Here is a 21,290-nt window from a genome sequence, read left to right on the forward strand (position 1 = left end):
CCCACATGTCAAATTAATAAATGAAATTGCCAATGTCTCGCCCGATCGGTTCTACAAGCGTACAGCATGGCCACCATCAAAGAAATACAGCCAACACTCGCTGATGTCCTCATGCAAAATATCCTTCAGCGCCTTCGCGTACAGGTCAAGCTGGAATCGGTATTGCTCCGCAAGAACAGGAATCCCCCCGCGGTTCATCAATACCCTGTCCGTTTTGTAATCGACCAGGACAAGCCTGCCCTCCAGCCGGAACAGGCAATCGACAACGCCTTGAACCAGCACGGTTTCCCCTTCTAGTACAGACAATTCGAACAAATCGGGATTCTCGTCCGACATGTACATGCGGCTGCTGAACAAGCCACGATGCGCTTCTTCAGCCGACAATCCATAACTAAATGGCATTTCCCGGGCCGTCCATTCAGCCGCCTGCAGCTTCTCGCCCACCTCGCTGCGAAAGAACAGGGCCGCTTCCTCCGGCCGGATGATTTCAGCCTGCTCTCGGGTCAGCAGCTCACGCTCCACAAGGCGGTGAACGGTATCCTCGATCACCGATTGATCGATCTTTCCCTGCCCCAGAGGGATATGCTGCATCAGGGTGTGGTACACGGTACCTCGCTCCGTAGGTGTCAGTGCGTTCTGCTCCATGAACTTGGGACGCTGCAGCGGCAAGGTCATCGACACCGAATTCCGGGTTCGATCGGTGATTTCACGCCGCAGCAGCTCCTCCTCCACCAGGTTCTCCGATGGCTGGTCCTGCAGCGCAAGCAGCTTCTTCATCTCCGATACGGAGGTTTTGGCCGCCAGCCTTGTCGTGGTGTCAAAGGGATATTGCCATTTCAGCCGAGCTCCGATACTGGCCCCATCGATAGGAATTGTATCCGGCTCCGCCGCAACGGACTGCCGTTTCGTTAAGGCTTGAAGACGGATTTTCCTTTCAGGCGTCGATTCTTCCTCTTCCTCCCAGCCGCCTAGAGAAGCCAGGGAGAGTTCGTCCGTATGCAGCACGGACACGTTCCATACCGAAGGGTCTGCGGAAAGGACAGGCGATACAGATGAGCCGAGATCCATCATTTCCCGCAGTTTGGAAGCTCCAGGATGGCGAATCAAAGCAGGCCCGACCCAATCGATATAGCTCCGCCCCCTGGCAAGCAGGTAGTCGGGGAGCATATATGCGGGCTCTTCGAGCGCTTGGGCCCAGGCCGATACCTTCTTGTTCAGGTCTTTCACCGTTCCAATCAGGTACAGCTTCTCTTTGGGGCGCGTCAGTCCCACATAAAGAACCCTCATCTCTTCGGCAAGCAGTTCAAGCTGCGACCTGCGCCGAATCGCCAGGTTCGGAAGCGTAGGGAAGCTTACCCGCTTCTCCTCATCCACGAATTTGGGACCGAACCCCAGCTCCTTGTGCATAAGGAATGAAGCATTCAAATCCTGCTGGTTAAAGGTTTTGGACATGCCTGCAATGAACACGACCGGAAATTCAAGCCCTTTGCTTTTGTGAATCGTCATGATCCGCACGGCATTGTCTCTTTGTTCCGAGCCGCTTCCCCCGCCAAGATCTCCCCCGCGGTCTCGCAGCCGGGAGATGAACGTCAGGAAGCGGAACAGGCCCCTGGAGGCCGTCGTTTGCTCAAATTGGACCGCTCTGTCGTACAGCGCCTTTAGATTGCTCTGCCGGTCGGCTCCGCCAGGCAATCCCCCTACCCAGTCCAGATACCCCGTCTCTCTGTAAACGCGCCAGATCAGGTCTCCCAGGCTTTGCTGACGGGATGCATCACGCCAGCTGTGCAGCTGCTTAATGAAATCAGAAATTTTAAGCTTCAGCTTCAGAGGGATTTCAGGGCCCGCAGCCATTGGCGGTAAGGCATCCCTTACCGGGAGGCTCCCCGAAACATCCGCCTGTTCCCGGGTCGTGAAATCGATCACGGCCGCCGCGGCTTCGGCTTCAGCCGCCTTCAATTCCTTCAGCGCGTCATGGTCCGCAGCGGTCCCGTTCTGACATGACGCCATCAGCGCGTCGTAGAACGAGCCATTTTGGACTAACCGGATTTGTGCGAGCTCCTCTTCGGTCAACCCAACGATCGGGGAGCGCAGAACGCCTGCGAGCGGGATGTCCTGCTGGGGGTTATCTATGATCTGCAGAAGCGACAGCATAATCTCCACTTCAGTCGCTTGAAAATAGCCCCGGTTTTGCTCACCATCGGCAGGAATGCCGAGCTGCTTCAGCTCCTCCATGATCAGAGGTCCCCATATATAAGCAGAGCGCAGAAGGATGACCATGTCTCCGTATCGAACCGGCCGCATTTCTTTTGAGTCCTTATCGAAAACGAGCAGCGGTCTGGAAGAGGTGTCCCCCATCATGCTCCGGATCTTCTTGGCGATTGCGCGGGCCTCGAGCTGCGCCGTCTCCATCTCCTGGATCTCGCTCTCCTGCAAAAGGCCGTCACCGTCGGCAGAGTCCGAATCGTCATCTGCCGCGGAGACATTCCCCGCGCGGTCGATCAGCACAAGCTCCGGCGTATAAGGATTAGGGGAACCTTCTCCCGGTTGCTCTGCATCCGGAAACGAAGCCCCATACACCAGCTCGGCGCGTTCATCGTAGCTGATTTCAGCCACCGTTTCGTTCATGATCTGCCGGAAAATGACATTGACCGCGTTCACCACTTCCATCCGGCTGCGGAAATTACGCGCCAGGTCGATGCGTATCCCGCTGCCGGCTCCTTCTTCATATCTCCGGTACTTCTCCAGGAAAAGTCCAGGCTCCGCGAGACGGAAACGGTAGATACTCTGCTTGACGTCACCTACCATGAACCGATTTCCGGGCAAATTCCTGGAAATCAAGTTGACGATCGTTTCCTGGACGCTGTTGGTATCCTGGTACTCATCAAGGAGAACCTCGTCAAACTGCTCCTGATACTCCATAGCCGCATCCGAAGGCATCGGATGATCCGGCTTCGAATCCGCGTGAAGAAGAATTCGCAGGCAGTAATGCTCCAAATCGCTGAAATCAACGGTCCCCCTCTTGCGTTTCTCCAGCTCATACCGTTCGCCGAACTGAATCACAAGTTCAGCCAGCTCCTTCATAAGCGGGGCCGCCTCATTCAGTTCCTTCAGGAATGTTTCAGCCGTGCGTCCGAATAGAGCTCCGCGCAGATCGGAAGCCGTTTTTTTGACCGCTTCGCGCAGTTCCTTGACGCGTTCCTGCAGCTGCGGGTCCGTCTCGTCCTTGCGCACGCTTTTCAATTTGCTGAAGGAAATGCCCTGAAACGCGTCATAAAGCTCATCCCAGGAGCGGTGTTCCATGGCATCGCGAAGCCCGCGGATCATCTCGAGGTCCGCATTCAAATTGTCCACGTATGCGCCGGGACCGCCCGGAGCCATCGCGAGGCCATGAGCCTGCTTAAGAAGCCCCTCTGCTCCCGCAAGGGCCAGGCGGGCATCCTGCACAATGCTCTGCACCCAGGCGGTTTGGCCAAGACTCTCCGTATCCTGCACAGCGAAGGCTCCCGCCGTGCTTCTCAACCAATCGTCAGGCCAGGCATGGCTGCGCGAAAAGTCATACAGCTTTTGCACCAGTACATGCATGGCGTCATCCGTGCGTTCTCCGCTGAACCAGTCGACCAGCCGGATAAAATCGCTCCCTTCGCTCTCCTCTCCGTATTTCTCCTCGAACAGCTCCTCCAGGATTTCCTGCCGCAGCAGCTCCGCTTCGTTTTCGTTAATAATCCGGAAATTCGGATCGAGCGGAATCATTTGGTAATAACGCCGTATGACCTCCAAACAAAAGGAATGGAGCGTCGTAATCGAAGCCCGTCCAAGGAGCGAGAGCTGGCGGCGCAGGTGGTCATTCTCAGGATCCTTTTCCAGTTCACGGTCCAGCGCCTCCCGGATCCGGTCCCGCATTTCCGCGGCGGCAGCCTTGGTGAAGGTGGCCACCAGCAGCCGGTCCACGCTGAAGCCTTGCTCGGCATCAATGATTTTACGAATGATCCGCTCCACCAGAACAGCCGTCTTGCCCGAGCCGGCAGCGGCGGCAACCAGAATGTGATCCCCCGTTACGGAAATCGCCTTCCACTGGTCATCGCTCCATTTGCTGCCTTCTGGTTTCGGTATTAGGCTCAAGATGTTTCTCCTCCTTTGCTCTTGGACAGCAGTTCCCACACCTGGGATTTATCCGGTTTGACGAGCGCGTTATAGTGATTGCCTTCGACGTTCTCGTCGAACTGGCACACCGCCTTGAACGGACAGAACGTGCAGGCGGTCTCCTGCTGGATCCGGTACGGCTCGATCCGCACATCCCCTTCGGTAATTCTTGTTCCGATCGTTTCAATGCTGCTTCTAACGGAGTGCAGCAGGTGATCCCACTGCTCGGGACTTGCCACCGAGGCGCTGCTGTAGAAGCTGCCGTCCGATTTAACCGCCACAGGCAGAATGGAAGAATGCCCTTTGTCCAGCGATGCATCCATTTTGGAAACCACCTCGCGGTCGGCCATCAGCAGCCCCTTCATCTTGAAGCGTTTCAGCAGCTCCTCCGCCGCCTGATCCATCGTCATGCCGTTCGCGGACTGCAGAATCGGGTCATGCACATGAAAATACAGCGTTCCGGCCGGCAGCGCCCTGCTCCCGAGCCACTCTTCCGAATAGGTGAGCAGCACGTCCAAATACGTCAGCATCTGCAGGGCCAGTCCGTAATACACTTCATGCAGCCTCAGATCCTTATGCCCTGATTTGTAATCGATAACCCGCAGCAGAAGGCCTTCTTCTCCCTGTGCCATATCCACCCGGTCGATCCGGCCGACGATTTCCATCACCGAACCGTTTTCCAGCTCAAAGGTCAGCGGCGGCAGCGGTTTGCCCGGCCCGAAATCCAGCTCCAGCCCAACAGGCTCGAAGCTTCCGCGTCGTGCATGTTCTCCAAGGATGACGGATGCTCTTCCGACGATATTTTTAAGCTTGCGAGAAATGTAACCGTACCGCTTGGAGCTGAGCAGAATTTCCCCCTGCAGCATCGGTGCCAGGCGTTCGACCGTCATCTCGGCCTCCCGGCGGCACTCCTCCGCGGACAGGCTTCCCCAGCTGCGCTTCTGTTCCTTCAGCCTGAGCGCCATTTCGCTAAGCGCTGCATGGAATAGCTGTCCGATATCCGGCGCCTTCAGCCGGTATAGCTGACGTTCCTTGAGCTTCAAGCCGTGAGAGGCAAAATGCGAGAAGGGGCATGCGACGAATCGCTCCATTCTCGATACGCTGGTACGCACCTTGCTCCCGTACAGCCGCCGGCTCGTGTCTGCCTGGAGAGCCATCGTCTCATTGCGGTAAAACAAAGAGCGAAGCAGCATATCCAGCGGACCGCGCCACTGCGGATCCTGCAGGTACCAGTTATACACATGCCACCAAAGCTCGGGAATCTTCCCCCCTTGTCTCCAGCGTCTCAACTGCACGATCAGGTGGCTGAGCGTTTGGCGGGGATGTTCGATGAATATTTCATGCGCGCTCGCATCCTGGTCTGTTCCAGGCAACGCGGACAGCGGCTTAACTCTTAGTTCCGGGAACATTCGGGTCAAATGACGCACCACCTCGGAAGGCAGGAGCTCCTTGCCCTCATCGTCAGCGGACGGGTAACTGACCCAGACATGCCGGCTGGCGGAAGTCAGGGCATTATAGATCAGGAACCGCTCATCCAACAGCTTGCGCGAAATGCCCGGAGCCAGCTCCATGCCTGAATCCGCCAGCACCGTACGCTCCTGCTCGGTTATAATGCCGTCCTCCTGATATACCGCCGGGATAACCCCGTCATTGACCCCAAGTAAGAAGGCATGCTTGATCCCGGTCGTACGCGTCCGGTCCATCGTGCCGACAAGCACCTGATCGAGCGAAGGCGGAACCAGACCCAGCTTCATTTCGCTGAGGCCGGTTTCCAGGATCCCTGCAAACAATTCGAACGTCATTCTCTCCTGTCCCATCATTTCGACGATCTGATCCAGCAGATTCAGAACCTCTCCCCACAGCTGCCTGTGTTCTCTTGCCGCTTCCGGATGGCCGCTCTCCAGCGCCTCCCGGTTCCACGAGTCCAGCTTCTGCGGTATCCCTGCATCTTCAAGGAGCCCAAATACCGCGGTGCTCATGTCACGGGCAGTCTTGGCTCGTTTGATGCGTTTTTCAAATGCCGACAGCGGGCCGACGACGGCATCCCGGCAGCGCTCCATCAGCTCGAGCAGCGCTGCCGCCGTATCCCGCTGCGGAGTGCCGCCTTCCTCCAAAGAAAGGCTCGGGATGCCTTTCCAGGGACGTCCATCCGTCCAGCGGTAACCTTGTATGCCGCTTGCAAGCGCATAGTTTTCAAGCCGGTCCATATCCTCCCGCATCAATGATCCGTCCAGCGGGAGCAGGAGATCGCTTTTCACACAGCGGAACACGTCCTCATGTCTCCAGTAGCGCCGCACAACATCCAACGCGGCCCTCATAAATTCGACGAGCGGATGATGAAGCTCGCTTCGTTTCTCATCCAGAAACAACGGTACGCCATAATCCTGAAACAGCGGCACCACCAGGTGTTCGTAGTCGGCGAGGTTGCGGGTGAAAACGGCCATTTCCCGAAACCGGATGCCTTCTTCCCGGGCTAGACGTATCATTTCCCGCAGCGCCCCCTCCACCTCGGCCCGGCGGCTCGAGGCGGCGTGAATCGAAATGCCGTCTTCATTCTCTCCCCCGGCAGGACGATAACGAAGCCTCCGGTCATATCCCCGTTCCAGATGCGCAAGCGCAGGACTTTCCTCAAAACGCGGCAGCACAGGCGGAGACAGGATCGTATGGTCTATCTCTAGATTCAGCTCTTCCGCCATGCCTCTCAGCTTGACATACGTCGTCGCGGTCGGATGGAACAGATCCAGTTCATGAGGCATCCGGGACCCGTCATAGGGCTTGTCCAGCGTCAGTGAAATCGTCACGGAGGCAGCGTGAACCATCAGCTGCCCGACCACCATAAGCTCCTGGGGGGTGAAGCCGTGAAATCCATCAATCCAGATATCCGCCCCCTCAAGATAGGAAGAATCCTTCACCGCTTCGGTCAAGCGGATCAGGTTGTCTTCCTCATCGATATACAGCGGGGACATTTCGTTCTCGAAATCCTTGTAAACCGTCAACAAATCTTCAAGTTTGCTGCGCAGTATCGGCGTAGCCGCGGAGGCTGCCTTCAACTGTTCCAGCACGAGTCCAATCGCCGATGAATCGATGCAGTATCTCTTCATCTCTGTGTATACGTCGCCCAGACGGCCGACAAAGCCCAACTGCTCGCCTGACGCTCCAAACAGCTTCAGTTCGTCCTTGCGCCGCTGAATAATTTTGTACAGAAGCATCTTCTTGCCTTCGTCGCTGATGGCCACGCGGGAAGCTCCCCCCGTTTCCTGCATGACCCGGTAAGCCAGGCGGCGGAAGCTGAGCACCTGTGCCCGAACGCTCCCTTTGATCCCTCCCGTCGTAACCAGCGCATGCTCCGCTTGAAAGGAGCCCTGCTCTGGTACGAGCAGAATCATCGCTTTTCCCTGTGGGGCAGACTTCAGTCTTGCCGTTACTTCCTCAAGAATGCTCGTCGTTTTGCCGCTCCCCGAGCGCCCAATCACAAAATGAACCGGCATGCTGCTCCTCCTTCGATCCATATCATCTATGAAAATCAATGATTGCTTCGTTCGTATAAAAAAAGCTAAAACATATGATCCTAATTATATCATACCGATCAAAGAATAGAACATATGTTTGATCGCGGCAAGCTTCCTCCGATGCGTATACATCCTACTATTCTAGCACTATTAATTTGGTCCGCGGCTAGGGAATCATTGGCTGCATGCAAAAAGAAGGCATGGAATGATATATTCCATGCCCCTGCTGCATTTATTTAAAAGTTGCGGCTTCTCACTTCGAAGATGGCGAATTTCAGGTAATGCCCTTCATCGACGCCAAGAATTTGCGGATGATCCTTGCCTGCGGCCCGCCATTCGACTAAACGCAGTATTTTGCCGGCGTCCGCGGCCGCTTCCTGGATGGTCTCCAGAAACAGATCCGGACGCATATGATATGAGCAGCTTGCCGTTACCAGGTATCCGCCCTCGTTAACGAGCTTCATGCCGTGAAGGTTAATATCCTTGTATCCCCGGCAGGCTCCCTTTACAGCGCTTTTGGTTTTGGCGAAGGCTGGCGGATCCAAAATGACCACGTCCCATGTTCTGCCGCCGCCGGCGGTCATTTTCTGCGAAGTGTCCACCTTGTCCGTACTGCTGACGGCACGCTTCTGTCTTTCCTCCAAGCCCTTCACCTGCGACCGCAAATACTGGAAAGCGTCATCCACCACGAACTCCACCCGGTCTCCAAAGCCATTCAGTTCAACGTTCTCCCTTGCACTGTCGATCGCATGCTGCGATATGTCGAGGCAGGTTACCTTCTTGGCGCCGTATTTGCATGCATGAAGGGTGAAACTTCCTGTATGGGAAAAGCACTCCAGCACCGTCGCGCCGTCCCAGTATGGGAACGTGACAACCTTCCCGCTTTTGTTGACGGGACGCTCTGCAGTCTGCCCTTCCTCTTCGACTTCCTGCAATCGGATGCCACTCCGTTCCCCCCAGCCCGTCATCAGCGGTTCGATGGAAGCCCGATTTTCCCTTTGGTCGAAGAAGTATCCCGTCTTCTGTCCTTCCTCAATGTCCACGCGGACCAGGAGGCCATTCTCCGTCACCGTGACGTACCTCGGGCATTCCCCGTACACCGGTCCTTTGATCTGTTCCAGTCCTTCCAGCTCGCGGACCGAAACATCGCTTCGTTCATAGATGCCTTTCGGGTTCACTACCTCGACAAGCGCGTCCACAATTTCCTTGCGGCGCACATCCATGCCCAGCGTCAGCAGCTGGATGACCAGTACGTCGCCAAACCGGTCCACGATGAGCCCCGGCAGGAAATCCGCTTCGCCGTAGACGAGACGGTAGGCATCCCCTTCCTTGAGGAAACGCTCCCGGTGCTTCAGGCAGCCAAGGAAGCGTTCTGCGAAAAATGCCTTGTCCATCGTTTCGATTTCGCGGTAGGAGACCGCTCGCACCGTAATCTGTGAGGCCGGATTGTAGTATCCCGTTGCCAAATAGCGTCCTTGGTGGTTCAGGACCTGCACAAGGCTTCCCGGTTCGGGATTGCCTTCAACCTTTTCAATTTCATTTTTATAAATCCAGGGATGACCCTGTTCCAGCCGCTTTCTGCGGCCTTTCTGAAGAACGACAGATGTCAACATGTCCACTCCTACTCTTTGCGGTTTCTTTTACTTCAAAATCTATTTCAAACGTGATGGACAATTTTCCAGTTCTTCTATCGTTGTTGCCCTGCCCGCGTCTCCGCAGTCATGGTTGTCCTGTCAGCGACATATACGTAATTCATGGACAAGAATTCTTCAAAGGAGATCCGTGCTCATGTTCAACACGATTATTTTCCCCGTCATTTATGGACTCGTTATATTTCTGGCCGGCATGAAGGTCATGGAGGCGGCTCTTGGCAGCTGGGCGGGTCCACTTCTTTCTGCTTTCCTGAAAAAAGCAACCTCTTCGCCGCTCAAGGGGCTGCTGTTCAGCACGGGCATTACGGCGGTGCTGCAGAGCAGTACGGCCGTAACCGTCCTGACGATGGGGCTCGTCAATGCAGGTCTGCTCACCTATGAACGTACGCTGGGCATCATCCTCGGCAGCAATATCGGCACCTGCATCACGACCGAACTCATTGGACTCCAGATCGGGCAGATTGCATTGCCCCTGCTTGGGATGTCCATTCTGGTCTGGATCATTGCGGTCATAGCCGACGAATACAAGCTCTTGGCCAACCGGACAGGTTCCCGTCCGTTTCGGTCCGTTCAGCTCATGGCTCTGGCCGCAGCCGGCTTTGCCATGGTCATGCTTGGCATCCGGGTGATGCAGATGATCAGCCCGGCTCTTGAGGATGCAGGCATATTCGGCTGGTTCATCGAGCAAGCCACCCATAATGTATGGTGGGGCGTTGCTGCAGGAGCAGCCTTAACCGCCCTGATGCACAGCAGCGCTGCCGTCATCGGCCTTGCCATCGCGCTTGCCGCAGCAGGTACGCTTCCCGTCGGCATCGGCATCGGTATCGTGCTTGGCGCCAATGTAGGCACCTGCGTGACCGCGCTGATCGCCGCCATTGGCAGCACTTCATCCGGTAAGTTCGTTGCCTGGACGCATGTAGCGTTAAATGTCGGCGGCGCCCTCTTGTTCTTGCCGTTCATTCCGCAGCTGCAATGGATGGCCGCGGCCATATCCCCGGACAGCGGAGCCCAAATTGCTCACGCCCAGACCCTGTTCAACATCATCTGCTCCGTCATCGCGCTCCCGCTTTGCTACCTGCCGATATGGAAGAAGCTTCGAATCGGGTAATGCCTGTCAAGCATGTTATACAAGTATACCCAGTTGGGACAGGGCCTTGCGGACAATGACGTCATTATTGTCATATCCGCCCTGCTCCTGTTTCAGCCAGGCATCCATCGGATCATACCAGGACACTCCGCTGATTTCCTCGATTTGCGGCCGCAGCGTGCCGCCCCGGGCTTCCACCAGGAAATAGTGAACCTCTTTATGGACTTCCCCATGGACCGGATTCATATATTTGTACTTGATCACGTCCACCGGAGCCACGATTTTCCCGACGATTCCGGTCTCTTCTTCGATCTCGCGAAGCGCTGTTTCTTCCACCGTTTCACCTGGTTCCATCTTACCTTTGGCAAGTGATATTTTCCCGTACCGGTCCTGTATGAGCTGCACTTCAAGCCGGTCGCCTGCGGCTCGGTACACGACGCCTCCTGCGGATATCTCTTTTCTGGTCATGATGATTCCTCCTTGTGACTCCAAGTAGCAACAAGGATTCCACCTCCTTGTTTGCATGGAAATGAAATCCTTGTTTGTTCAATGCTGCTGTCCCCGGCAGAGCCGGCTGAACGGAGCATCTCTATAAGTTATTTACCCATTCTCCCAGGCATCTTCTTGGAAAAACGGCTGCTTCTATGGTTTAAACCGCGGCACCCTTCGCTTCGTCCAGAACGCGTACAAGCTGCCCTTCGCATTCATGAACGCCTGCCTTGGTTACTTTCACGCGGCACAGCTTGCCTTGAAGGTCTTCAGAACCGTCGAAAATAAGCTGCAGATAGTTGTCGCTGAAGCCATGCATTTTGCCTGGGCCATGCGTTCCCTTCGACGTCCCTTCCGGAATGACGTCCAGCACCTGGCCGACAAATTTCTCGGCATAGGCCAGCTGCATCTGCTCGGACAGGCTGATCAGCTCGCGCACGCGCGCATGCTTGATCTCCTCGTCGATCTGATCCTGCATCCGCGAAGCCGGCGTGCCGTTCCGCTGCGAATAAGGGAACACGTGCATTTCGGAGAAATTGATCGCCTTCATCAGCTCATAGCCGTTCCGGAACATTTCATCGGTTTCCCCTGGGAAGCCGACAATGACGTCCGTCGTAATGCCCACATCGGGCATGGCCTGGCGAATCAGCTGCATTTTTCCGTAAAATTCCTCGGTTGTATACTTACGGCGCATCCGCTTCAGTACGGTGTCATCTCCCGCCTGCAGCGGAATATGCAGATGGCGGCACATTTTGGAAGAACGGTTCAGCACGTCCAGCATCTTCTCATCGATCTGGCTGGCTTCGATGGAGCTGATCCGGATGCGTTCGAGCCCGTCCACCTTGTCCAAATCCCAGAGGAGATCCGATAAACGGTAGTTCTCGAGGTCGTCCCCGTACCCTCCGGTATGGATACCCGTCAGCACGATTTCTTTATATCCGGCTTCAACCAGCTGATGAGCCTGTGTCACGATGCTTTTCTGATCCCGGCTGCGGGACAGTCCGCGGGACCAAGGAATGATGCAGAAGGTGCAGAAATTGTTGCATCCGTCCTGAATTTTCAGGAATGCACGTGTGCGGTCCGCAAAGTCCGGTACATCCATTTCCTCAAAAACGCGGTTTTTCATGATGTTCCGTACGGCGTTGATCGGCTCGCGTTTCTCGCGGATTTCATTCACGAAAGGCAGAATCTTGTCGCGGTCCTGGTTACCGATCACCAGATCCACCCCGGGAATGTCCATAATCTCCGCCGGAGAGGTCTGCGCATAGCAGCCTGTCACGGCGATGATCGCTTCCGGGTTGCGGCGAACGGCACGGCGGATGATCTGCCGGCTCTTCTTGTCCCCTGTATTCGTAACCGTACATGTATTAATCAGATACACATCTGCGGTCTGTTCAAAATCCACCTGCTCATAACCTTCTTTTTTGAACAGCTGCCAGATGGCTTCGGTATCGTAAAAATTGACTTTACAGCCTAACGTATAAAATGCAACGGATGGCATTTTCAAACTCCCCCCATTTCTCCGGATTCATAAAGTATGCAAGCAAGGGCAACCATTCCCGCTGTCTCGCAGCGCAGAATCCGCCTGCCGAGCCCGACGCTCGCGGCTCCAGCTTCCTCTGCCTGCCGGCATTCTTCATCACTGAATCCGCCTTCGGGACCCACGAGGAGCAGAACGCTCGGCGCATGGTCTGTCGGCAAAGCTTGCATGAATGGCCGCAGCGCATCGCGCAGCTGCAGTCCTTCTTCTTTTTCGTAGCAAAAATAAACGGCATCATAGCTTTTGACCGTAGCCATGAGCTGCTTCCAGGTGAGCGGAGACGCAACTTCCGGAACGATATTCCGGTGGCTTTGCTCTGCCGCTTCTTTGGATATTTTGTTCCAGCGTTCCAGCCGTTTGCTTTCCTTCTTGGCATCATACTGAACAATGGTCCGCTCGGACATAAAAGGCACGAAAGAAACCGCGCCGATTTCGGTGCATTTCTGGATCACGGTTTCCATTTTGTCGCCTTTCGGCAAGCTTTGGGCAACCGTCACCTTCACGGCGGGCTCATGCGTCATTTCCAGGTGCTCCAGAACAGACGTGGTCACCACGCCGGACTCGATGGCTGTAATTTCCACCAGCGCTTCCCGGGACAGCCCATCGCTGACAATCAGCTTATCCCCGCTCTTGCCTCGCATCACCTTCGAAATATGACGCGCATCCTCACCGGAAATGTCGACCGTATTCTCTTTGAACTGCTCGGGCGATACGAAATATCGCTGCATACTCATCAACTTCCTATTTTAAAAATCACAAGCTACATCATACAACATTTGCACCGGATGTGACCAGTACATGTTTATCCTTGTTATAGCCCTTTATCAGGACATAATATGCACAAAAACTCCCAGGAAATGATAATACAAATCCGTGGCCAAGACGTAGAGCGGCCGTATCGTGTAGTTTTGGAGGGTCGGTATAAACAGAATCAGCAGAAAAATGAGCACCGACCACTGCTCCACCTGCTGCAGCTTGGCACGTACCGGGCGGGGAACAAGGTCCTCCACGATCCGGTATCCGTCCAGGGGCGGGAGCGGAATCAAGTTAAACAGAAACAGGAAAAAGTTCATCATGCCGAACAGCTGGAAAAACATCAGGATCGCTTGTAAAAGCTTTTCGTTCGTGATCGACGCAAGCGTTCCGGTAGCCATGAGTGCCGCGAAAATAAACGTTCCGATAATGGCCAGAATAAAGTTGCTCAGCGGCCCGGCCGCAGAGACGACGACGCCCATCAGCCTTGGGTTTTTGAAGTTATCGCGGTTGACCGGGACGGGTCTGGCCCAGCCAAAGCCTGCAATCAGGAGCAGGATGATCCCGAGCAGATCAAAATGGACAGCCGGGTTTAACGTGACGCGTCCCAGCAGCTTTGCCGTCGGGTCACCAAATTTATTGGCAAAATAAGCATGCGAAAATTCATGCACCGTAAAAGCAATGACAAGCACGAGCAGATAAAAGGGAAGCTGCTCCAGCGGTACGCTGAGTATTCTGTTCAAAAACTCCATTACGACCTCTTTCTAGCTACAAATGCGACCCAGTCCTCATCACGGCATACATCCTCTATGTCAAAACCGGAATCCTCAAGTGCCTGCTGTACGATTTCTACTTTATTTTTATAAATGCCTGAAGCAATGTAGACGCCGCCAGGTTCCAAAGCCTGGTATACATCGTCGATGAACAGCAAAATGATTTCGGCCAGAATGTTGGCCACGATGATATTCACTGGAAGGGTAATTCCCAGATTGTCTTCGCCGCTGCCGTTCAAAAGGCCCAGCAGATCGCTTTCCTTTACGGTAATCTGCTCGTTCATTTGATTGAGGGCCGCATTCTCGCGGGCACTGGAAACCGCCACAGGATCCAGATCTAGCGCCAGCACATGCTTCGCTCCAAGCAGAACGCCGCCAATGGCCAGAATGCCTGAACCCGTACCCACGTCGATGATTTCTTCGCCGCCCTTGATGACCTGCTCCAGCGTACGCAAGCAAAGCGCCGTCGTCGGATGCGTTCCCGTTCCGAACGCCATGCCCGGATCGAGCTCGATAATTTTCTCTGTCTCAAGCTCAGGCGTATAGTCTTCCCAGGTCGGCTTGATCGTCAGGCGCTCCGATACGCGCAGCGGCTTGAAATACTGCTTCCAGGCCGTTGCCCATTCATCCTCGTTGACCGTCTTGAATTCGTAACGAACCTCGCCCGGATCAATATCGAATGTCCGCAGCTCTTCGATTCTATGCTTCACTCCCTCCAGAATGTCCTCTACGGGAGATTCTTCGGAAAAGTATCCCTTAATCTCGGCCTGCCCTTCAGGTATATCGTTCAGCGGCAGCTCATACCACTGGCCGTATGAAGTGTCGCGCTCCTTGTTCAACGTGCCAGATTCCTCGATGGAAACGCCGCCCGCACCAGCCTCATGAAGGAAATTGGAAATCATCTCCACGGCTTCCTCGGTCGTATGTATCGTAATTTCATGCCATAACATCGTTTTTCATCTTCCTCCTCAACATCGTGCATAGGATTCATTGTACTATACATGGGCAGCCGAGTACAAAATTTTAAGTAAAATAACCTTTTTCCATCTGCAATACGAATGGTGAGGAAACCGAGTGCTTTTATAAGCACAAAAACCCGCGGCAGGAAAGGCTGCCGCGGATTTGGCTGAACCGCCAGAATGGCTGTTTCTATTCTTGTATGTTCCAGCTGTCATCGTTCATCTGGCGCAGCTGACGGTCATCTGCTGCTTCGCTCCGGCGGAGCGCTTCCACATCGTCGTGGTCCGCCAATGCTCCCGAAAATTCCACGTCCTCGTTTTTCATGGACATCAGTTTGATGGTCTTTTCCGTCTTGCTCATGATGCGGCCCTTTTTATCCTTGCTAGCCATCTCCTGCACCCTCTTTCGAATTTGTTCCGCGCTTTCTGAAATCGGCACACGGCTCCGTTATGCCATGCCGCCCGCATCTTCAACAATTTTCATCGCGCGGTCAAAGGATTCTTCCTCCACCACGATGGTCAGCAGAATATCCCTGCCCGTAGGCCCGCCTTGTCCGCCGTCGCTCATCCCGCTGGCAGATGGATCGGCAGCCGCCAGGATGGACGAAGATTCGCCGGTGAAAGAGGTGCCGTAGGTTGATGCAGACAAGCTGACCATATCGCCTACAAAGGGGCTTGCGCCGTACATTTCCGTTCCCGGATACCGGCTGAAACGGTCGATCGACATATCCACGACCCGCAAAGCCTGCAGCTTTTTGGCCGCGCTCTCGGCTTCCTCCGGGCTTTTAAAATAGGCAAGAATGTTTTTTTCACTCAACGCATTCACCTGCTTGTATCGGTAGTCTTGTTGCATGTTCAGGCATGCCGCTGCCTGTCGTTAGATTCTGCCCAAGACCTCATGAATATTCGCCTATTCGAGGAATTAGCAACATTTGCATTTGCTTGCATTTCGGCTTACTTGATCTATGTATGTCAAAAAAACCGGTCCCTGAGGGACCGGTTTCTGCAACAAAATTCATATCGACGGATCAGTCGCCGCGGAAAGCGCGCTTCATCCGGTCGAAAAAGGACTGCTCATGCTCGTGCGTCTGTTCGCCGTCCAGGGAAGCAAACTGACGCAGCAGGTCCTTCTGCTCGTCGCTCAGCTTGCTAGGCGTCACGATGACGACCTTCACGTGCTGATCGCCCTGTCCGATTCCGCGCAGGCGTGGAACGCCTTTGCCTTTCAGGCGGAAATACGTTCCGGTCTGCGTGCCTGCCGGAATTTTCAGCTTTACTTTTTCCGTGAGCGTGGGAATTTCGATCTCATCCCCGAGGGCTGCCTGTGCAAAGGTCAGCGGGATCTCGCAGTAGATGTCGTCACCTTCGCGCTCAAAGAAATCATGCGCTTTAACGCGGATCACGATGTATAAATCGCCTGAAGGACCGCCGCGAAGGCCGCCTTCACCCTCACCTGTCATGCGAAGCTGAGCTCCGTCATCCACGCCGGCAGGGATCTTGACATGGATTTTACGCTGCTTCTTCACCTTGCCGCTGCCGCCGCAAGTGCCGCATTTGTCCTTGATGATTTGGCCCGTGCCGTTACAGTTCGAACAGCTCCTGCGGTTCACCATGCGGCCGAACGGCGTATTCTGAACCACTTCCTGCTGACCGGAACCGTGACATACGGAACATGTCTGCGGCTTCGTTCCCGGCTTGGCGCCGGAACCGTGGCAGGTGTCGCAGTTTTCCGTGCGCGGAATCGTAATATCCGTTTCCTTGCCGAATACAGCTTCCTTAAATTCGATGGTCATCGTATATTGAAGATCATTTCCCCGCTGCGGTGCATTCGGATCGCGCCGTCCGCCTCCGCCGCCGAAGAACATGTCGAAAATATCTCCAAAGCCGCCGAAGTCGCCGCCCTGGAAACCTCCCCCCATGCCCTGGTTCGGATCGATGTGTCCGTATTGGTCATAAGTGGAGCGCTTCTGCCCGTCGCTGAGCACGTCATAAGCTTCCTTGACTTCTTTAAACTTGGTCTCCGCGTCAGCTGCTTTGTTCACGTCCGGATGATACTGCCGTGCCAGCTTGCGGTACGCCTTTTTAATATCCTCGTCGGAAGCGTCTTTGCCTACGCCAAGCACTTCATAGTAATCACGCTTATCAGCCACTCTTCCACCCCCGTCGTTTCCTTAAGAATATGCCGCTCATGGAAAAAGGAAAGCCAAAGCACCTGGGATGCCCCGGCTTTGACCTTCCCTTCCTGAACATAACTTTCTATAGGTTAACCTTGATTTTTGTCCTCGTCAACAACCTCATAGTCCGCATCAACGACGTTGTCTTTCTTCGCTGCGCCTTCCTGGCCGCCTGGAGCGCCTTCGGCACCTTGCTGAGCCTGAGCCGCTTGCTCATACAATTTGACGGACAGCTGCTGTACGATTTCAGTCAGTTCTTCGGTCGCTTTTTGGATTTGCTCCAAATCGTCGGTTTCGAGGGCTGCTTTCACTTTCTCTTTGGCCGCATTCGCTTTTTCGACTTCACCTGCATCCACCTTGTCTCCAAGATCTTTGATGGTTTTGTCTGTGGAGTACACGAGCTGGTCGGCATTGTTTTTCGCTTCAACCAGATCTTTACGCTTGCGGTCTTCCTCGGCGTGAGCCTCGGCATCCTTCATCATGCGTTCCACTTCGTCATCGCTGAGGCCGCTGGAAGAAGTGATCGTGATTTTTTGTGTTTTGTTCGTACCTTTGTCTGTCGCCGATACGTTTACGATTCCGTTCGCATCGATGTCAAAGGTAACTTCGATTTGCGGTACGCCGCGTGGTGCTGGAGGAATGTCTCCGAGCATGAAGCGTCCGAGCGTTTTGTTGCCGGCTGCCATTTGGCGTTCGCCTTGCAGCACGTGAATCTCAACGCTTGGCTGATTGTCGGCATACGTGGAGAAGATTTGCGATTTGCTGGTTGGGATCGTGGTGTTGCGCTCGATCATTTTCGTGAACACGCCGCCAGCGGTTTCGATACCGAGGGACAGCGGAGTCACGTCCAGCAGAACCACGTCTTTCACGTCGCCTGTCAGTACGCCGGCTTGCACCGCTGCGCCGAGGGCAACGACTTCGTCCGGGTTAACGCCTTTGTGAGGCTCTTTGCCTGTCAGCTTCTTGATCGCTTCCTGTACGGCAGGAATCCGCGTGGATCCGCCGACCAGAACGATTTTATCGATATCGCTCGCCGTCATGCCTGCATCGCTAAGCGCTTGACGGGTTGGTCCGAGCGTACGCTCTACCAGATCAGCGGAAATTTCTTCGAATTTGGCACGGGTCAGGTTAACCTCCAAGTGCTGAGGCACGCCATCCACAACCGTGATAAACGGCAGGGAGATGGTTGTCGTCAGAACGCCGGACAGTTCTTTCTTCGCTTTTTCTGCCGCATCCTTCAAACGCTGAACAGCTGCTTTATCTTTGCTCAGGTCGATGCCTTGTTCTTTTTTGAATTCGTTCACGAGGTAATCAATGATAACTTGGTCGAAATCGTCGCCGCCCAGATGATTGTCACCGCTGGTAGCTTTTACTTCGAAGAAGCCGTCGCCGAGTTCGAGGATCGAAACGTCGAAGGTACCGCCGCCCAGGTCATAGACCAGGATCGTTTGGTCTTCGGATTTTTCAAGGCCGTATGCCAGCGCTGCGGCAGTTGGCTCGTTAACGATACGCAGCACTTCAAGGCCCGCGATTTTACCGGCATCCTTGGTTGCTTGGCGCTGGCTGTCGTTGAAGTAAGCCGGTACGGTGATAACCGCTTGGGATACCGGTTGTCCGAGATACGCTTCTGCGTCGGATTTCAGCTTTTGCAGAATCATGGCCGAAATTTCTTGCGGCGTATAATCTTTTCCTTCAATCGTTTCTTTATGGTTTGTACCCATATGGCGTTTAATGGAATGAATGGTGCGGTCCGGGTTCGTGATCGCCTGGCGTTTTGCTGTTTCGCCGACGATGCGTTCTCCATCCTTTTTGAAGCCTACAACCGAAGGGGTTGTGCGGGCGCCTTCCGGATTTGGAATAACGACAGCTTCGCCGCCTTCCATTACGGCTACGCAGGAGTTGGTGGTTCCAAGGTCAATACCGATAACTTTACTCATGTGATATTTCCTCCTTCAGAATAAATGAATAGGTTCATATATTTAAACAGCCATGAATTACATGCTGACTTTAACCATTGCCGGGCGTAACACTCTGTCTTTGAGCATGTAGCCTTTTTGCACTTCTTCCACTACGATGCCTTCTTCATGCTCGTCGCTCTCCACCTGCATGATCGCTTGATGGAATTCCGGATTAAACGGCTGTCCCACCGTATCCATCGTCTCAAGCCCTTCGGCTTTCAGCACGCCTTCGAGCTGACGGAAGATCATGCCTACGCCTTTGGCGAAGGAATCATTCTCCGCGATTTCGCCTGCTGCGGTAATCGCACGGTCGAAGTTATCAAAGATGGGGATCAGCTCCGTAATCAGCTTGGAAGAGGCATATTTCGCAAAATCCTCTTTTTCCTTCTGGGTCCGTTTGCGGAAATTATCAAAATCCGCTTGCGTGCGCAGTGCACGCTGCTGATAGTCGTCGGCAAGCGTCTGCAGACGCTGAACCTCGCTTTGCAAATGTACCGTATCCAATACCTCCACGTTGCCCTCTTCTTCCGAAGAAGCATCCGTTTGAGCATTCACGTTATCATTTTCCACACCCGCTTCTTCGCGGTTGTCGTTCAATTCTTGTTCCTGTTCTTGAAAATCCTGGTTTTCTTTCAAGATGTCTTCACCTCCTTAATATGCTCTATATCGTTCTTAGGCAAACTCTGCGCTTCCTGAACCTGTTCATTCTTCATAGGCATGCGGGCTCTTCATCTTAATCACATTATGAATGCGCAGTACGGCTGCAGCAACCTCACCGGCTGTCTGCAGACCGTGTATTTTCACAAGTGCGGGATCGACGATGCCCTTCTCCTCATAATGGATCACCAGGCCGGAGTCGCAATCCACGCCCATATCGTCGCAATCTTCTGCGAGCTGGGCTGCACGCGCTTCTTCCATCTTCTCCAGCGGATTGTAACCGGCATTCAGAAGGATCTGGGACATGGGCTTGCGCAGGGCCGCGGCGACGGCTGCGATGCCAAATGCCTCCATCCCTTTCACAGCCTCGCGTTTTCGCTCCAATTCATACGAAACCGCCAGCTCGGCAGTGCCTCCGCCGGGAAGAATTCCTCCGGCAGCAGCAGCCTGAAGCGCTGAAGCCGCATCCGCGGCGATCCGCGCCGATTCGCCGACCACCTCCGCCGTGCTGGCTCCAACGATCAGCGTGACGAAAGCGTCGTCTTTGGGGGCGCCGCTGCGAATCCGCACGCGCTCCAAGGCCTCGTCATAGTAAGCCTGCGGGGAGAACCCGAGCAGTCTCCTGAGCGAATCCCGCTCCTTATGTAACGCCGTCCGCCGCAGCGGCACGGCACCGGTCATCGAGCTGACGCGAGCGAGGTCCTTCCGGCTTATGCGCGGAATCACCATCATATCATGATCCATGCAGAATTGCTCTGCATCGGGATGAATCCCTTTTTCGAGCAGGATCAGACCAACGCCAAGCTCCGCCAGTCCCTGCAAATCACGGGCAAACCGTTCCCGCAGCTCCATGTAACGGGCAAAGCCGGCTTCCGTTGTCAGCACTTCCTCGTCAAGGCTTTCCGGCTCCAGCGCATCATGCAAAATCAGAATGCGTGTGTCCGCCAGGCGGGGCGCATCTTGCGGATACAAAGGCGTTTGCTTGAGCAAAAGCCCTTCAAACACTTCATTGTTTCCTTTTTCATGGGCGGTAACCGCCTCTGCCAGCAAATAAGACGGATCCTTCAGCTTATGAAGGCCGATAATGGAGGCAGCCTCCATCACGAGAGCGACAATATCCTCCCGTTCCCGTCCGGCCACGTAAGCGGCTTTGGCGAGCAGCGGATCGTCCAGGTCTTGAATATCCCTGGCCCTCTCCCTCAAGGAATCGCAGGCCATTCGAACGCCCTGCTGCATGCCTGCAACAACTTTGGACGCGGGCACTCCGCGGACGATCTGGGATACGCCTTCCTGGACAAGCGCGCCCGCAAGCACGGTTGCCGTGGTTGTCCCGTCTCCCACCTTCTGCTGCTGGGAACGGGCCACCTGAATCAGCAGCCTGGCTGCCGGATGGCTGACATCCATTTTATCCAGAATCGTGACCCCGTCGTTCGTAATAATCACTTCGCCGCGGTCTCCTACCAGCATCACATCGAGTCCTTTCGGACCCAGCGTCCCTTCGACAGCCGAGGTGATGGCCCGGACAGCATTGCTGTTGTTCAGCAGCGCCGCGTACCGTTCTTCGCCTTCACGCACCGGCGGTTGACCTTGACTCATCCG

At 54.8% G+C, this 21,290-nt stretch carries 15 protein-coding genes; 1 reads left to right on the top strand and 14 read right to left on the bottom strand.

Going from position 1 to position 21,290, the window contains the following annotated elements; genetic code table 11:
- Nucleotides 1–51 precede the first annotated feature (51 nt).
- The 3 genes from addA to ACTHPM_RS10495 all read right to left on the bottom strand — a co-directional run bounded on the left by addA (nucleotide 52) and on the right by ACTHPM_RS10495 (nucleotide 9,259).
- On the bottom strand, nucleotides 52–4,122 hold the full coding sequence (gene addA / locus ACTHPM_RS10485; RefSeq protein WP_440395408.1) for a helicase-exonuclease AddAB subunit AddA: 4,071 nt from the start codon (nucleotides 4,120–4,122) through the stop codon (nucleotides 52–54).
- Complete coding sequence (gene addB / locus ACTHPM_RS10490; RefSeq protein ID WP_440395104.1) at nucleotides 4,116–7,628, bottom strand: helicase-exonuclease AddAB subunit AddB; 3,513 nt, start codon at nucleotides 7,626–7,628, stop codon at nucleotides 4,116–4,118. The genes addA and addB overlap by 7 nt, the downstream gene beginning before the upstream one ends.
- 257 nt (nucleotides 7,629–7,885) lie before the next feature.
- A complete protein-coding gene (locus tag ACTHPM_RS10495; protein WP_440395409.1) occupies nucleotides 7,886–9,259 on the bottom strand; it encodes a class I SAM-dependent rRNA methyltransferase in 1,374 nt (457 codons plus the stop codon).
- A gap of 178 nt (nucleotides 9,260–9,437) precedes the next feature.
- Between ACTHPM_RS10495 and ACTHPM_RS10500 the strand changes: the two genes are divergently transcribed.
- On the top strand, nucleotides 9,438–10,409 hold the full coding sequence (locus ACTHPM_RS10500; RefSeq protein WP_440395106.1) for a Na/Pi cotransporter family protein: 972 nt from the start codon (nucleotides 9,438–9,440) through the stop codon (nucleotides 10,407–10,409).
- A gap of 15 nt (nucleotides 10,410–10,424) precedes the next feature.
- Here ACTHPM_RS10500 and ACTHPM_RS10505 read toward each other — a convergent pair whose 3' ends face one another.
- The 11 genes from ACTHPM_RS10505 to ACTHPM_RS10555 form a co-directional block, all read right to left on the bottom strand.
- Nucleotides 10,425–10,859 carry an NUDIX hydrolase gene (locus ACTHPM_RS10505; protein ID WP_440395410.1) on the bottom strand — a complete coding sequence of 145 codons (435 nt, stop codon included), beginning with the start codon at nucleotides 10,857–10,859 and terminating at the stop codon, nucleotides 10,425–10,427.
- A gap of 178 nt (nucleotides 10,860–11,037) precedes the next feature.
- A complete protein-coding gene (mtaB, locus tag ACTHPM_RS10510) occupies nucleotides 11,038–12,378 on the bottom strand; it encodes a tRNA (N(6)-L-threonylcarbamoyladenosine(37)-C(2))-methylthiotransferase MtaB (protein WP_440395107.1) in 1,341 nt (446 codons plus the stop codon).
- Nucleotides 12,379–12,380: 2 nt separating this feature from the next.
- A complete protein-coding gene (locus ACTHPM_RS10515; protein ID WP_440395109.1) occupies nucleotides 12,381–13,145 on the bottom strand; it encodes a 16S rRNA (uracil(1498)-N(3))-methyltransferase in 765 nt (254 codons plus the stop codon).
- Nucleotides 13,146–13,241: 96 nt separating this feature from the next.
- On the bottom strand, nucleotides 13,242–13,922 hold the full coding sequence (locus ACTHPM_RS10520; RefSeq protein WP_440395110.1) for a site-2 protease family protein: 681 nt from the start codon (nucleotides 13,920–13,922) through the stop codon (nucleotides 13,242–13,244).
- The gene (gene prmA / locus ACTHPM_RS10525) at nucleotides 13,922–14,893 is read right to left on the bottom strand and encodes a 50S ribosomal protein L11 methyltransferase (protein WP_440395111.1); all 972 of its coding nucleotides are present in this window, start codon (nucleotides 14,891–14,893) and stop codon (nucleotides 13,922–13,924) included. The genes ACTHPM_RS10520 and prmA overlap by 1 nt, the downstream gene beginning before the upstream one ends.
- Nucleotides 14,894–15,092: 199 nt before the next feature.
- Nucleotides 15,093–15,293: a YfhD family protein gene (locus ACTHPM_RS10530; RefSeq protein WP_440395112.1), complete on the bottom strand. Its 201-nt coding sequence runs from the start codon at nucleotides 15,291–15,293 to the stop codon at nucleotides 15,093–15,095.
- Between the two features lie 57 nt (nucleotides 15,294–15,350).
- Complete coding sequence (locus ACTHPM_RS10535) at nucleotides 15,351–15,719, bottom strand: hypothetical protein (RefSeq protein WP_440395113.1); 369 nt, start codon at nucleotides 15,717–15,719, stop codon at nucleotides 15,351–15,353.
- Between the two features lie 211 nt (nucleotides 15,720–15,930).
- Nucleotides 15,931–17,052, bottom strand: coding sequence for a molecular chaperone DnaJ (dnaJ, locus tag ACTHPM_RS10540; protein ID WP_440395114.1), 1,122 nt, complete (start codon nucleotides 17,050–17,052; stop codon nucleotides 15,931–15,933).
- Nucleotides 17,053–17,165: 113 nt separating this feature from the next.
- The gene (dnaK, locus tag ACTHPM_RS10545; RefSeq protein WP_440395115.1) at nucleotides 17,166–19,013 is read right to left on the bottom strand and encodes a molecular chaperone DnaK; all 1,848 of its coding nucleotides are present in this window, start codon (nucleotides 19,011–19,013) and stop codon (nucleotides 17,166–17,168) included.
- Nucleotides 19,014–19,070: 57 nt separating this feature from the next.
- Nucleotides 19,071–19,670 carry a nucleotide exchange factor GrpE gene (gene grpE, locus ACTHPM_RS10550; protein ID WP_440395116.1) on the bottom strand — a complete coding sequence of 200 codons (600 nt, stop codon included), beginning with the start codon at nucleotides 19,668–19,670 and terminating at the stop codon, nucleotides 19,071–19,073.
- 66 nt (nucleotides 19,671–19,736) lie between these two features.
- Nucleotides 19,737–21,287, bottom strand: a complete 1,551-nt coding sequence (locus ACTHPM_RS10555) for a TCP-1/cpn60 chaperonin family protein (RefSeq protein WP_440395117.1) — start codon at nucleotides 21,285–21,287, stop codon at nucleotides 19,737–19,739.
- Nucleotides 21,288–21,290 lie beyond the last annotated feature (3 nt).

It is taken from the genome of Paenibacillus sp. SAFN-054 (assembly GCF_051966755.1).
Lineage (GTDB): Bacteria > Bacillota > Bacilli > Paenibacillales > Paenibacillaceae > Paenibacillus_AQ.

Bases quoted from the DNA above. Each gene is read 5' to 3' on its own strand.
- addB (WP_440395104.1), bottom strand. From the start codon at position 7,628: ATGCCGGTTCATTTTGTGATTGGGCGCTCGGGGAGCGGCAAAACGACG.
- ACTHPM_RS10500 (WP_440395106.1), top strand. From the start codon at position 9,438: ATGTTCAACACGATTATTTTCCCCGTCATTTATGGACTCGTTATATTT.
- mtaB (WP_440395107.1), bottom strand. From the start codon at position 12,378: ATGCCATCCGTTGCATTTTATACGTTAGGCTGTAAAGTCAATTTTTAC.
- ACTHPM_RS10515 (WP_440395109.1), bottom strand. From the start codon at position 13,145: ATGCAGCGATATTTCGTATCGCCCGAGCAGTTCAAAGAGAATACGGTC.
- ACTHPM_RS10520 (WP_440395110.1), bottom strand. From the start codon at position 13,922: ATGGAGTTTTTGAACAGAATACTCAGCGTACCGCTGGAGCAGCTTCCC.
- prmA (WP_440395111.1), bottom strand. From the start codon at position 14,893: ATGTTATGGCATGAAATTACGATACATACGACCGAGGAAGCCGTGGAG.
- ACTHPM_RS10530 (WP_440395112.1), bottom strand. From the start codon at position 15,293: ATGGCTAGCAAGGATAAAAAGGGCCGCATCATGAGCAAGACGGAAAAG.
- dnaK (WP_440395115.1), bottom strand. From the start codon at position 19,013: ATGAGTAAAGTTATCGGTATTGACCTTGGAACCACCAACTCCTGCGTA.
- ACTHPM_RS10555 (WP_440395117.1), bottom strand. From the start codon at position 21,287: ATGAGTCAAGGTCAACCGCCGGTGCGTGAAGGCGAAGAACGGTACGCG.